Origin of the sequence: Companilactobacillus zhongbaensis, assembly GCF_003946515.1 — a bacterium.
Taxonomy (GTDB): domain Bacteria; phylum Bacillota; class Bacilli; order Lactobacillales; family Lactobacillaceae; genus Companilactobacillus; species Companilactobacillus zhongbaensis.
In genome coordinates this window covers 43,407-55,961 of sequence record NZ_RHOM01000010.1, presented here as the reverse complement: position 1 = coordinate 55,961, position 12,555 = coordinate 43,407, and the positions used below count along the sequence as shown (strand labels likewise).

Here is a 12,555-nt window from a genome sequence, read left to right as displayed (position 1 = left end):
TTGAAGCGATAACGAAAAAAAATAGTTAAGAAAATATAAAGAAAGCTTGTTGATGCGAACCTTTGTTCGTATAATGTAAATACAAACAAATGTTCGGGGGAATAAAAATGCAACTTCAATCTCGTTTCAACAACCATCAATTTACTAAAGATATTATCCAAACTACTGCAGACTTCATTGATCGAACTTTCGATACTAACTTTGGAGAGATTCCTTCAAAATTACCACAAATGCCTATTGATCAACTCGACTTATTCGCCAAGCAAAGCCTTCAAAACAAATATTTAATTGTAGTAACTATGTTAAACGAAGAGCAGTTTCAAGGCAAGCTAATCAAGGATGTCAATCAAAATAAATATATCATGCAGATCAATTCTGGATTTTATAAGATCATTGAATTAACTGATCTTAAATCCATTAATTTAGCACGATCAATCTAATTTCTCTTGTTCTCCTTGGGCCAACTCCAGTAACTCTTTAGCATGTTCTCGAGTGAGGTCAGTAATTTTAGTACCCGCAAGCATTAATGAAATAGCTTCAATTCGTTCTTGACTGTTTAATAATGAAACTTCTGTCTCAGTTTTATTATTGGCAGTCTTTTTTTGTATTTGTAACTGTTGATCACTCATCGCTGCAACTTGTGGCAAATGCGTAATGCACAAAACTTGGAGTGATTGAGCGACCCGATAAATCTTATCACCAATCGATTGAGCGACTCGTCCACTGACACCAGTATCAATTTCATCAAAAACAATCGTCTCAACGTTCATCTTTTCAGCAATGATCGATTCAAAAGCCAAAATAACTCGAGATAGTTCACCACCGGACGCAACTTTGACTAATGGTTTGTAATCTTCACCCACATTGGTCTTCAAGGTAAAGCGTATTTGATCGATACCCTTTTCCGTCATATTGTCTGCCGACAAAACACTGAAATCGACATCGAAACGAGCATTTTTCATATACAAGTCTTTCAACTCTTGATTGATCGATTTCGTCAAAGACTTGGCAGTTGCGTGCCGACTCTTAGAAATATCCTTGCCTAGTTTAACTAGACTAGCTTGTTGCGTTTCGATTTCTTGCTTGAGTTTCTCTTCAGAATTATCATCCAGATCGATCTTGGAAAGTTCATCGTGAGCATCTTTACCAAATTGGATAACTTCATCTAACGTAGGTCCGTATTTCTTCTTGAGTCCATCTAAGACGATCAAGCGTTTTTGAATGTTGTCCAAGCGATACTCATCAAAGTCCAAACCGTCGATCTCGTCGGAAATCGTTGCCATGTCATCTTGAATTTGATAATAAGCCCCGTCGATCGATTCATATAATTCTTGATAAGCCGGATCGTATTCCCTGATCACATCCAGTTTTTGGCGAACTTCTCCTAATGAGTCCACGACACCACTACCACCGGCTGATAACAATTCATAACTACTTTGTAATGAAGAGCTGATCTTCTCGAAATTTTCCAGATGATTCTTCTCTTCTTCTAGTGCATCATCTTCACCAGCTTTAAGCTGAGCACTGTCGATCTCATCAATTTGGAATTTCAACATGTCGATCCGTTGAGCAATGTTTTGTGAATCCTTCTGAATTGCCCGCAAGCGACTCTTTTTGGCTTGAAAGTCTTGAAATTGGCTTTGGTATTTCTCAATTTTACTAGCAAAGTCATCCTCAGCATATCGATCAAGAATATCGATGTGATTATCTTCATCAAGTAATTCTTGCGATTGGTTTTGGCCGTGGATCTCCACTAAATATTTGCCGACTTCTTTCAAGATGTTGGTTTTAACTAGCTCATTGTTTAATCGACAGACATTGCGACCTTTTCGATTGATCTCTCGTTTGATGATCAATAAATTATCTTCATGTTTGATGCCATAATTATCCAGAATGCCAAAAACAGGGCTATTCTTGGAAACCTCAAATAATCCCTGTACTGTTAAACTATTTTGACCCGTTCTGACGAAGTCGATCGATGAACGACTACCGACTAATAAACCTAAGGCATCAATAATGATCGACTTACCGGCACCTGTTTCACCGGTCAAAGCCGTCATCCCATTTTTAAAATCTAATTGTAATTGACTGATAATAGCAAAATTATTAATGATCAGTTTTTTTAACATTTTGTCACCAGCTATTTATTCAAATTTGCATAGGCAGCGTTCATCGTCTCTTCGATTGAGACTGAATCGGCAATACTTCCTTCAGTATCGGGATCAGTTGGTTTTTGAATGTGCATCAAAAATTCAATATTTCCTTCTCCACCTTTGATCGGTGAAAAATCCAAACCTGTCACGATAAAACCAGTAGTTTGAGCAAAGTTTAAGATCTTTTCTAAGACCATTTGATGAACTTTGTGGTCGCGAACGATGCCGTGCTTACCAACATTTTCTGGTCCAGCTTCAAATTGAGGCTTGATCAAACAAACCGCATCGGAACCTGGCAAAATAATATTGAACATTGGTGGCAAGATCAATTCCAAGGAAATAAAGGAAACATCAGTCATCGCAAATTGAGGCAATCCTTCATGGAAGTCTTCTGGCTTGCTGTAGCGGAAGTTCACTCGTTCCATCACTACGACACGATCATCACTTCGTAACTTCCAAGCTAATTGATTGTACCCGACATCGAGCGCATAAACTAATTTAGCACCATTTTGTAAAGCGACATCGGTGAAACCACCAGTGGAAGAACCGATATCTAAACAAGTACGATCAGTCAAATCAATATTGAACGATTCAACGGCTTTTTCTAACTTGTAACCACCACGACTGACATATTTGCTATGAGCTCCTTCAACCACGTGAAAAATTGTTTCTGGATCAACTTTTTCACCGGGCTTGTCATAGCGCAAATTGTCTTCATCGTAAACTTCACCGGCCATTACTGAACGCTTTGCCTGTTCGCGAGACTCAAATAAATTTTGTTCGACTAACATTACGTCTACACGTTTTTTTGCCATATTATCTCCTACTTCTTGAAATAATCTAAGAAGCTTACTAGTAAGTTCTTATCAAATTTCTCTTCTTTCAACACGGCATTCAAAGCGTCCTTAACTAAATTACGTAATTTTTCTTCAGTCGCTTCTTTACCGATTAAATTAGGAAAAGTATTTTTATCGTCATCTTCTCCGTCATCTGCATCATCGAGATCATCTTTAACTTGAAAGGCTAGCCCAACTTTTTCGGAATACAAAACTAATTGTTTAGAAGTTTTGTGATCGGCACAAAAAGCACCGATTGTTATTGCTGCCATGATCAGATCAGCTGTTTTTTGATGATGCAATTGCGTTAGTTCTTCCAAACTCAATTGTTTGTCTTCTTTAGTGATGTCGGTCATTTGACCGGCCACCATCCCCATGGGACCTGCATTATGTGCCAAAATTCGCACCGCAGCCATTCGCTTATTGGCATCTAACTCTGATTTGGCGATCCAATAAAAAGCTTGTGTCAACAAAGCATCACCAGCTAAAACTGCTGGACCTGTACCAAACTTCTTATGACTAGTTAATTGACCACGACGGTAATCGTCATTATCCATTTCTGGTAAGTCATCATGGATCAATGAGTACGTGTGGATCAATTCAAGTGATCCAGCAATGTCGAAGTACTTAGGTAGATCTTCGTATTTGACACCCGAAGAATAAACCGTTGCTAGCATTAACACTGGACGGACCCTTTTTCCACCAGAATTTAGTGAATAAAGCATGGCTTCACGTAGTGTTGGTTGTTTGATCTCGGCAGTGATCTTATCAGTCAGAAATTGGTCGAATTCAGGTAGTATCTTCTCGTGAAATTCTGTAAAACTTTTAATATCCACTATTCCTCGTTGCCCTTCTCGTTGTTTTCTGGCATGCTCGATTCAGTACCATCTTTAGCCATGATCTTGGTTACAGTATTTTCTGCTTCAGTAAGAGTTTTTTCTAAATTCTTGCTTAAAGTCACACCAGCCTTGAATTTTTCCATTGCTTCTTCAAGCGGAACATTTCCTGCTTCGAGATCAGTAACGATTTTTTCAAGGTCTGCTAGGTTATCTTCAAAATTCTTTTTCTTTTCAGCCATTGTTATCCTCACTAATTTGTTTAGTTATCACTTTAACGGTTCCATCAACAACTTTCAGGTCGACTGGTTGATCAACTTGATAGTCGCTCGTCTTCTTCAAAACTTGACCCTTTTCGTCAGTAGCAATCGCATAACCACGACTTAAAGTCTTCAACGGACTCAATGAATCGAGCGCTGAGACTTGCTTACTGAAGTAGTTTCGCTTGTTGCTGAGCATTTTATTAACTACTAAGGTCATATTTTGGACATCATTTGAAACTTGATTTTGATAGTAATTGATCTGATCCTTCGGTGAAACTTGAGCGAGTTTCGTCTCATGGTTCCACAAACGCTCTTTATACCAACGTAATTCACTTGTAATGATTTGTTGCAGGCGATTAGTGTAATTGTCCACCTTTTGCATATAAACTTCATAGATGCGCTCAGGATGCTGTAAAAAAACATTTTGGGCATAACTATTCAAGATCTGACGATAATTATTCAAAAGCTTATTTTGTGCCACGATCATTCGTGATTGCATGTTTTCGATATTTTCGATCTGCTCACGTAAAACTGGTGTGGCTAATTCTGCAGCAGCCGTCGGTGTAGCAGCTCGTAAATCAGCAACCATATCAGCAATCGTCACATCAGTCTCATGACCTACAGAAGAAATCACTGGGATCTTACTTTGAACGATTGCTTCTGCAACGATCTCTTCATTGAAAGGCCATAAGTCTTCGAGTGAACCTCCACCACGACCAATAATGACCGTATCAAAATCACCCATTTCATTGACCCGTTTCAATTGTTCTACTATCGTTGCAGCGGCAGTATCGCCTTGAACGACTGCTGGGAACAAGATTAATTGAACGATCGGATAGCGACGCCTTACGGTAGTCATAATATCGTGAATGACAGCTCCTGACTCACTAGTTACGACAGCTATCCGTTTAGGGAACTTCGGGATCGGCTTCTTCGGTAAATTGAAGACGCCCATCTTGGAGAGTTTCTTCTTTAATTGCTCGAAAGCTAAATAAAGTGACCCTAAGCCATCGGGTTCCATCGAATCGACGTAAAATTGATAATTACCTCGACCTTCAAAGACTGTCACATGACCCTTCACACGGACTTTCATCCCTGTTTCGGGCGTAAATTTAACTTTATTAAATGCGCTTCGAAACATCACCGAATCAATTACTGCGTGGTCATCCTTGATTGTAAAATACTGGTGCGAATTGGGACGGATCTTAAAATTGGAAAGCTCACCAGTCAAATAAACGTGGCCCAAATATGGGTCCACGTCGAATTTTCTTTTGATGTATTGTGTTAAAGCTGTAACTGTTAAATATTGTTCAGAGTTATCCATTTGCCCTTTCCTCTGCAAGTTCGACCACTTGGTCCATCAGAGCAGTGATAGTCATTGGTCCAACGCCACCAGGTACTGGTGTCATCATTGAAGCAGTATCTTTCACGGCATCAAAATCAACATCACCACATAACTTGCCATTTTCATCGCGATCCATACCGACATCGATAACGATCGCACCGTCTTTGACGTAATCTGCATCGATCATCTTTGCCCGACCGATTGCCACTACTAAAACATCAGCAGTTTTAGCCAATTGCTTTAAATTCTTCGTGTGTGAATGTGCCACAGTCACGGTTGCGTTCTTATCGAGCATCATGGCTGCGACTGGTTTACCAACGATGTTACTACGTCCGATAATAACCACATTTTTACCGTCTAAATCAACATCGTAATAGTCGAGCATCATCAAAATACCAGCAGCTGTTGCCGGTTTTGTTTGTGGTTCACCGATCCAAAGGTGACCGACATTTTCTGGAGCAAAGCCATCAACGTCTTTCTTAGGATCAATAGCATTGATCACTCGATCTTCATCGATATGATCTGGCAATGGTAATTGGACTAAAAAGCCGTCAATTTCTGGATCAGCGTTTAGTTCGTCGATCTTTGTTAATAATTCTTCTTCTGAGACGTCAGCCTTAAAATGAATCAATTCTGACTTCATTCCTAATTTTTCAGCTCGACGTTGCTTGTTTCTAACGTACACAGCACTGGCACTATTGTCGCCTACCAAAACAACAGCAATCCCAGGTGTGATACCTTTTGATTTCAAATCTTCTACACGCTTGGACATTGATTCGTCACAAGCTCCTGCTACTTTTTTTCCATCTAATATAATCATGTTTTTTACCCAAAAAGGCTGGTACTATGTACCAGCCTACCCTTCAACAAAGTTAGATAAGATGCCGTTAACGAAGGCTTTTGAATCTTTATCGCCGAAATCGCCAGCTAATTCAATAGCTTCATTAATTGCAACTTTTTTTGGAACTTCTAGACTATTTTGCATTTCAAATAGTCCCATGCGTAAAATTGCACGGTCGATCCGAGACAAACGAGCCACTGTCCATTTGTTCTTCAATTGTTTAGAAATTTCTGAATCTAATTCACTCTCATGTTCAAGCGTTCCAGATACGAGGAATGTTAAATAATCTGGCACTTCTACTTCCGTCAGATCGGCTAATTCTAAAGTCGATTTGATGGCAGTAGCGGCGTCAGCCTTCGTTGTATCGATGGAAAATAGTGATTGTACTGCTAGTTCTCTGATTTCGTGTCTGTTTATACTCACTGGTATTATTCCTTACTGTCTGTTGTTACGCGTTCAACGTCACCGTTTGACTTCTTAGCAACTAGCCCAACAACATGCACATTAATTTGCGATATATCAATATCCGTCATGAATTTAAGTTGTTCAATAGCTGACTTTTGAATTTCTAATGATACCTTGGGAATCGAAACTCCGTATTCAAGATAAACAAATACATCAGCAGTGACATTGTCGTCTTCAAATACAACGTCTACACCTTTTCCATGATTCATTCTACCAAATAATGAATTGATCCGGTTAGATATTGTACCGCGCATTTCATAGACGCCTTCAACTTGATTCGTTGCGATCCCAAGCAAAATTTCAATAACTTGGTGAGAAATCTCAACGTTTCCTTGCACCTTGCCGTCATCTTGTAGTGTTACGTATTTTTGATCAGCCATAAACTTTATCTCCAATAACTAAAAATTAATTTGCACGTGAAATATATGTTCCATCTTGAGTATTGATTGTCAACATGTCGCCTTCGTTAACAAAGAATGGCACTTGAACAACAACACCTGTTTCCATAGTAGCTGGTTTTGAACCACCTGATTGTGTGTCACCTTTGATTCCGGCTTCTGTTTCAACAACCTTAAGATCAACAGTATTAGGAAGGTCAACACCGAGAGTTTCACCGTTGTACATCATGATGTTAACTTCCATGTTTTCTTTCAAGTACTTCAATTCGTCTGTTAGTTGTTCACCAGGAATTGTAAGTTGTTCGTATGTATTCATATCCATGAATACGTGGTTTTCACCGTCGGCATACAAGTATTGCATCTTCTTGTTTTCGATTTGAGCCTTTTCAACCTTAGCAGTTGATCTAAATGTCATTTCTTGAACAGCACCTGTTCTCAAGTTCTTAAGCTTTGAACGAACGAAAGCACTACCCTTACCTGGCTTAACGTGTTGGAATTCGATAACACGCCAAATGCCGTCTTTTACTTCAATTGTTAATCCATTTTTAAATTCGTTTACTGAAATAGACATACTGATCTCCTCAATTAATTGTTAATTTGCAACGTTCCCTTTATTTTACCAATACTAATAGCTTTATGGCAATAATATGTAGTTGTTTATATAAAAAAAAGAGGACCATGTCCTCTTTTGTACGGTATATATTAGTATACTGATACTTTCTTCTTGTCTTTGCCAAGTCTTTCGAACTTAACAACACCGTCTTTAAGAGCGAACAATGTGTCGTCGCCACCACGGCCAACGTTTGTACCTGGATGGATCTTTGTACCACGTTGTCTATAAATAATTGCACCGGCTGTAATAGCTTGGCCATCGGCACGCTTTGCACCCAATCTACGACCTGCTGAGTTACGACCATTAGTTGTTGAACCTCCACCTTTATGGTGAGAGAAAAATTGTAAATTCATCTTAAGCATGAAGTTTACCTCCTAATTTAAATCAATCGTATTTTGTGTAGAACTAACAGTAATATTATCAGGATAACTATCAGCGACATCTTTCAATATTTCTGATAAATTTTCGAGTAATAACGCTGTATCGTGAGAAACAGCTCCTGTTATTTGGCAGCCAAGATGACCGCCATTGACCTCATCTAAAACTACTTGAGGGTGGACCTGTGTAAGTTTCTCCAGATTGTTGATAGTACCGATCGTTACCGCTGATACTGCAGCACAAACCAAATCTTGTCCATAAGGACCGGAATCAGCGTGGCCAAGGATCAAAAATGAATCGATCTGCTTATCGGCATTCCGATGAAAACTTGCCTTGATCATAATTATTAACCTTTGATAGCGTCAATAGTTACTTTTGTATATGGTTGGCGGTGACCAGTCTTTGTATGTGAGTGCTTCTTAGGTTTGTATTTGTAAGTAACGACTTTCTTTTCCTTACCTTGTTTCTCTACTTTACCTGTAACTGAAGCTCCCTTAACAACTGGGTCTCCAACTTTAACGCTATCTCCGTCAGAAACTAAGATTACATCGTCAAATGTAACTGTGTCTCCTTCTTTAGCATCGAGTTTTTCAATAAAGATTGCTTCATTTTCTTCAACCTTATATTGCTTACCACCTGTTTTGATTACTGCGTACATATATTGTACACTCCCTTCTAATACTCGCCAATTAGGTGCTTTCGCTTAAACCTAATTTTGAGCGGTTGTAGATGCAATAGTGATTGCAACTAATAAAATATATCAGATATCAATTTATTTTTCAACTTTTTTCAAGCTTTTTTCTTGAGCCGATTTGCGCCTTTTGACTGGCAAAAACCTACCTTGATTAATTGATAGCCAAGCCATGAGAACAAATCCCACCGCATTTAATCCTAAAGCTGCTTTAGCTACCGTGGAATATTCATACTTGAGAACTATCTTATTTTGACCCGGCTTCGTTTTGACCACAGCTGTCCCACGCTCGGAGATCTTATAATCCACCGCTTCGTTGTTAATGTGGACATTTAACCCTTTATATACCAAAACAGGAAAGTCGATCGTCTCTGGTTTTTGATTGAAGTAATTTACTGTGTATGTATTTGAGATGATTTTTGCCGGAAGCTTAGTTCGTTCCCCATCCAAGATGTAAACATGCTTGCCCAAATCTTTCGCATAAAAAAGACTGCGGACTGGATAATAATCTTCTTGCGTAAACTGCTTAATGTATTTATCAGCATTGCTCGTGGTGATCCGGCTGGGATCTTTAGCCAATGTTATTTGATGGTTCAATTGGTTACCACTAACGTATGCTTGATTGATACATCCAGCCATGATCAAGATCATAACTAGTAATTTCAGCAATGGAGATCGCTTATCGACTATCTTGGTGACTCCATAAGCAATATAGATCGAAGCAAAGAAAGTAAATAAGTTTAAGAATCTCCATGGGAATTGCATGTAGTTGAAAAATGTATTTTGCAATTGGTCCCAAGGGATCAAGTTAGTTGAAAGAACTAAGGCAATCAACATTTCGATCCCGATCAGACGATATTTAGCCTTATCTTTCCAAATGAAGATAACTAATAATAACAGTGCAAATAACATAATGACGCCAAAAGAATAATTTCTTAGGTCAGTACCTAGGGCGTCTTTAAAAAGCTGTTCCGGCACTTTTGCAGTTGAAGATAATTTCAACAAAGCCGGTCGATTGACAGAGATGTATTTTTGCTGCTGGATCATTGGTAAAACAAATCCAACTGTAGTCAGACCAACTAAAATTATCGAGCCGATACCACTTAGGATCAGCTTCCCCCAATAGCTCCAACTATGAGCCGTCTTGGTGAAGAGGACTAATAAGACTAATGGCAACATCAAAATCACCGTCGTAAAGGCAGTTAATGGATGTGTCAAAACAATCAGCGTAAAACTGAGGGCAAACAATGGCCACTTTTTAAAGTTTCCACTCAATAATTGATAAAACTCATAAAATAGCATTGGTATGAAAATGTAACACATGTACTCTGCTAATCCAGCCCGATAAAAGACACTAGCCATTCTAAAGAACGATAAGGTATAAATGATCGAGAATAGAAATGATTGCAAAGTATTGTCGGAAAACTTTTTCATGAAGAAATAAGCACTGATGAATGTTGCAAAAGTGATGACCGTTAAAAAGACGAGAAATCCGACCACTGGATTACCTACGACTTGAAGTATTAAGTATCCAGGTATCAAAGTTAACCATGGGTAAAACTCACTAGTCATGTTCCCGACTTGCCCCCAGTAATCGAAGTTTACTGGAGACTGAAAAATATTTGAGAGACTGGCGATCCGATTCAAATGGAAGAGCATGTCATAGCTGTCCATCAAACGAATACTACCGTTTGGTGCATATAAGACCGTATATAAAATACTCAGAACGAGAAAAATCACACCTAAGATTATTGTTCTGAACGTTTTGTTTTTCATTGAACCTTCCCCAATCAAATTCGATAGTTTAATTATACGACTGTATAAAAAAAGGATTAAGGCGAATTGTCTTAATCCAATAAAATTCCAAAATTAGGCAGCAATTGAAGTTGCTGCAAGTGGGACCACTGTTAAAAATACGAAAATAGCGCTAAAAAAAGATAAGGCAACGCGCCCCTTCTCGGTATTTATCCGAGCAAATAATCTCGTAATAATATATAGAGCAACGATCAAAACAATTCCCATGATAATACCCAATAGATCGTCGATCCGCCCTAGCTTAGCTAGTACAGCAAAAATAAGGTCCACAACAATGAATATAACCGTAAACACAAACGAATACTTTCTTGTCAAGTATCCCACCTCGTAAATTCCCTAGAATATTATGCAACTTTATTATTATACACGTTCAAGATACATATTAAAATTTTTTTCAGGACATTGCAATATCATTTTTATAAATTAAAAGGAATCTATTGAATATTTTAATACAATTATGCATTTTTATTCATTTTGCTTAATCATGACGTTATAAATTTTAAAATTTTACACTATTATGCATAATTATTTTTATATTTCCTTGCTTTATCACCTAATAACTGTTTATAATCTTTTCATTACTAAGTTTTAGGGGAGTAATTATGGTACTAACAGAAGCACAAAAGAGAGCCAATGAAAAATGGCATCGCAATCATCGGCAAAGGGCTAACTATATTGCTATGCGTTCGTCAGCGCGAAGCTTTATACGTAAGAAGTCGACTCTTACTGATCTTGATGAGCTGGAGAAGTTAATTCAGACTCGTCGCAATGAAATTTCAGAATGATTTTGTCTAAGACAGCACCCTGGGGTGCTGTTTTTTTGTTGCGTTGGAATCGACCGGCCTTGATGTGAGAGAGCAACGCAGACAGAAGCGTTTTACTTGGAATGTCGTTAGTGATTTTTGGTGGTGGATGTTTGGTGATGGGATTGAGGTAGTAGTTTGGTTGGAGGTTCACTTCCGACTCCGGGGCCCGGGATACACACACTGGAACGCTGCCGACATCGATTGAAGCTATCCGGGAAGTTCGCCCGGACATCTCCAATACGAGTCTTGTTGTAAGCGATAAATCGCCAACAACAATTTGGCGGCTGAGGTGTGTATCCCGGGCCCCTCCGTCTAGATAGTGCATCCCCCCTTTTTTTAATTTGTAAGTAGGTGCTTCCTAGTTTTATTCGCAAGATTTCATTTTTTTGATTACTGAGCAGCTTCTCGGTTCGCGGGACTAAAGCTCCGCTCATTTTGTTTCCTGACGTACCCTGCTGTTGCAATCTTTTGTTTTTGGTTTGGTTGGATAAGTGGGATGATGCTTGCTTCTTCTCTTGCTTTCGCTTCTGGGCTTGCGTGCTTTTAACCGCACTCTCGCCTTTTACTTCCCTAATTTTGTTAATGAGACTATTCTATTCTGTTTCTCCTATTTTGTTTTCCAATTCTTTTAAATTCTTTTCTTAGAATTTATATTTCGTTCTTCGGCTTTTTATGTGTTTGAGCCTGCTTTGTTGTAGAATGAGTTTATCAAAAAGAATATGAGGATTTTATTGTGGAATTGTTTAATAATATTGTTCTGATTGTGTTAACTGTTGCAGTTACGTGCGGGGTGATTTTGATTAGTGTTCCGCTGTTTCGGATTCAGGGGTATTTGCGTAAGTCTAAGCGACCGTTTTTTGTTATTAATAAGAAAAGGGATGGTAGTTTTTATTTGCAGAATACTGGTAATTCGGAATGCGCTATTACTTCTGTTTTTTTGAACGATGAGGATCGTTATTACGAGGATCTTAATGGGGTTTCATTTGCTCCTCATCAGAAGATCAGCTTTGAGATTCCTGTTACTGAAGAGAATAATAATGTTATTACTATTCAATATTTCGATTCTTTGTCCAAAAAATATTTCCGCCAAAAGTTTGTTACTGCTAATTTATAAT

At 38.5% G+C, this 12,555-nt stretch carries 17 protein-coding genes and 1 other annotated feature; of the genes, 2 read left to right on the top strand and 15 right to left on the bottom strand.

What is annotated here, in order from left to right; genetic code table 11:
• Positions 1-107 precede the first annotated feature (107 nt).
• Entirely contained in the window at positions 108-440 is a 333-nt protein-coding gene (locus EKM69_RS06270; RefSeq protein ID WP_125709255.1) for a hypothetical protein, read from the top strand.
• On the opposite strand, the gene recN is transcribed toward EKM69_RS06270, so the two are convergent.
• The 15 genes from recN to EKM69_RS12290 form a co-directional block, all read right to left on the bottom strand.
• On the bottom strand, positions 432-2,129 hold the full coding sequence (recN, locus tag EKM69_RS06265; RefSeq protein ID WP_125709253.1) for a DNA repair protein RecN: 1,698 nt from the start codon (positions 2,127-2,129) through the stop codon (positions 432-434). The two genes, EKM69_RS06270 and recN, sit on opposite strands and share 9 nt — an antisense overlap.
• Before the next feature lie 11 nt (positions 2,130-2,140).
• Positions 2,141-2,968 carry a TlyA family RNA methyltransferase gene (locus EKM69_RS06260; RefSeq protein ID WP_125709251.1) on the bottom strand — a complete coding sequence of 276 codons (828 nt, stop codon included), beginning with the start codon at positions 2,966-2,968 and terminating at the stop codon, positions 2,141-2,143.
• Positions 2,969-2,976: 8 nt separating this feature from the next.
• Positions 2,977-3,825 (bottom strand): polyprenyl synthetase family protein, encoded by an 849-nt coding sequence (locus EKM69_RS06255; RefSeq protein WP_125709249.1) that lies wholly within the window; start codon positions 3,823-3,825, stop codon positions 2,977-2,979.
• The gene (locus EKM69_RS06250; RefSeq protein ID WP_125709247.1) at positions 3,825-4,067 is read right to left on the bottom strand and encodes an exodeoxyribonuclease VII small subunit; all 243 of its coding nucleotides are present in this window, start codon (positions 4,065-4,067) and stop codon (positions 3,825-3,827) included. The genes EKM69_RS06255 and EKM69_RS06250 overlap by 1 nt, the downstream gene beginning before the upstream one ends.
• Positions 4,060-5,412 (bottom strand): exodeoxyribonuclease VII large subunit, encoded by a 1,353-nt coding sequence (gene xseA, locus EKM69_RS06245; protein ID WP_125709245.1) that lies wholly within the window; start codon positions 5,410-5,412, stop codon positions 4,060-4,062. The genes EKM69_RS06250 and xseA overlap by 8 nt, the downstream gene beginning before the upstream one ends.
• Entirely contained in the window at positions 5,405-6,253 is an 849-nt protein-coding gene (gene folD / locus EKM69_RS06240; RefSeq protein ID WP_125709243.1) for a bifunctional methylenetetrahydrofolate dehydrogenase/methenyltetrahydrofolate cyclohydrolase FolD, read from the bottom strand. Before folD ends, xseA begins: the two co-directional genes overlap by 8 nt.
• A gap of 36 nt (positions 6,254-6,289) precedes the next feature.
• Entirely contained in the window at positions 6,290-6,697 is a 408-nt protein-coding gene (gene nusB / locus EKM69_RS06235; protein ID WP_225423851.1) for a transcription antitermination factor NusB, read from the bottom strand.
• A 5-nt stretch (positions 6,698-6,702) separates the two neighbouring features.
• Positions 6,703-7,119, bottom strand: coding sequence for an Asp23/Gls24 family envelope stress response protein (locus tag EKM69_RS06230; RefSeq protein ID WP_125709239.1), 417 nt, complete (start codon positions 7,117-7,119; stop codon positions 6,703-6,705).
• A gap of 25 nt (positions 7,120-7,144) precedes the next feature.
• Positions 7,145-7,708, bottom strand: a complete 564-nt coding sequence (gene efp, locus EKM69_RS06225; protein WP_125709237.1) for an elongation factor P — start codon at positions 7,706-7,708, stop codon at positions 7,145-7,147.
• Positions 7,709-7,839: 131 nt separating this feature from the next.
• Entirely contained in the window at positions 7,840-8,112 is a 273-nt protein-coding gene (gene rpmA / locus EKM69_RS06220; protein ID WP_125709235.1) for a 50S ribosomal protein L27, read from the bottom strand.
• A gap of 12 nt (positions 8,113-8,124) precedes the next feature.
• Entirely contained in the window at positions 8,125-8,469 is a 345-nt protein-coding gene (locus EKM69_RS06215; protein ID WP_125709233.1) for a ribosomal-processing cysteine protease Prp, read from the bottom strand.
• Positions 8,470-8,474: 5 nt separating this feature from the next.
• A complete protein-coding gene (gene rplU, locus EKM69_RS06210) occupies positions 8,475-8,786 on the bottom strand; it encodes a 50S ribosomal protein L21 (protein WP_125709231.1) in 312 nt (103 codons plus the stop codon).
• Positions 8,787-8,796: 10 nt separating this feature from the next.
• Positions 8,797-8,863, bottom strand: a sequence feature (ribosomal protein L21 leader region).
• A gap of 37 nt (positions 8,864-8,900) precedes the next feature.
• Positions 8,901-10,595 (bottom strand): DUF6541 family protein, encoded by a 1,695-nt coding sequence (locus tag EKM69_RS06205; RefSeq protein ID WP_125709229.1) that lies wholly within the window; start codon positions 10,593-10,595, stop codon positions 8,901-8,903.
• A 93-nt stretch (positions 10,596-10,688) separates the two neighbouring features.
• Complete coding sequence (locus tag EKM69_RS06200; RefSeq protein WP_125709227.1) at positions 10,689-10,949, bottom strand: hypothetical protein; 261 nt, start codon at positions 10,947-10,949, stop codon at positions 10,689-10,691.
• Between the two features lie 408 nt (positions 10,950-11,357).
• Entirely contained in the window at positions 11,358-11,765 is a 408-nt protein-coding gene (locus EKM69_RS12290) for a hypothetical protein (RefSeq protein WP_164505870.1), read from the bottom strand.
• A gap of 408 nt (positions 11,766-12,173) precedes the next feature.
• On the opposite strand from EKM69_RS12290, the gene EKM69_RS06190 reads away from it, so the two are divergent.
• On the top strand, positions 12,174-12,554 hold the full coding sequence (locus EKM69_RS06190) for a hypothetical protein (RefSeq protein WP_164505869.1): 381 nt from the start codon (positions 12,174-12,176) through the stop codon (positions 12,552-12,554).
• Position 12,555 lies beyond the last annotated feature (1 nt).

Coding starts and splice junctions, on each gene's coding strand:
- EKM69_RS06260 (WP_125709251.1), bottom strand. CDS start 2,968: ATGGCAAAAAAACGTGTAGACGTAATGTTAGTCGAACAAAATTTATTT.
- EKM69_RS06215 (WP_125709233.1), bottom strand. CDS start 8,469: ATGATCAAGGCAAGTTTTCATCGGAATGCCGATAAGCAGATCGATTCA.
- recN (WP_125709253.1), bottom strand. CDS start 2,129: ATGTTAAAAAAACTGATCATTAATAATTTTGCTATTATCAGTCAATTA.
- folD (WP_125709243.1), bottom strand. CDS start 6,253: ATGATTATATTAGATGGAAAAAAAGTAGCAGGAGCTTGTGACGAATCA.
- EKM69_RS06250 (WP_125709247.1), bottom strand. CDS start 4,067: ATGGCTGAAAAGAAAAAGAATTTTGAAGATAACCTAGCAGACCTTGAA.
- rpmA (WP_125709235.1), bottom strand. CDS start 8,112: ATGCTTAAGATGAATTTACAATTTTTCTCTCACCATAAAGGTGGAGGT.
- EKM69_RS12290 (WP_164505870.1), bottom strand. CDS start 11,765: ATGCACTATCTAGACGGAGGGGCCCGGGATACACACCTCAGCCGCCAA.
- efp (WP_125709237.1), bottom strand. CDS start 7,708: ATGTCTATTTCAGTAAACGAATTTAAAAATGGATTAACAATTGAAGTA.
- EKM69_RS06205 (WP_125709229.1), bottom strand. CDS start 10,595: ATGAAAAACAAAACGTTCAGAACAATAATCTTAGGTGTGATTTTTCTC.
- EKM69_RS06270 (WP_125709255.1), top strand. CDS start 108: ATGCAACTTCAATCTCGTTTCAACAACCATCAATTTACTAAAGATATT.
- rplU (WP_125709231.1), bottom strand. CDS start 8,786: ATGTACGCAGTAATCAAAACAGGTGGTAAGCAATATAAGGTTGAAGAA.
- EKM69_RS06230 (WP_125709239.1), bottom strand. CDS start 7,119: ATGGCTGATCAAAAATACGTAACACTACAAGATGACGGCAAGGTGCAA.
- xseA (WP_125709245.1), bottom strand. CDS start 5,412: ATGGATAACTCTGAACAATATTTAACAGTTACAGCTTTAACACAATAC.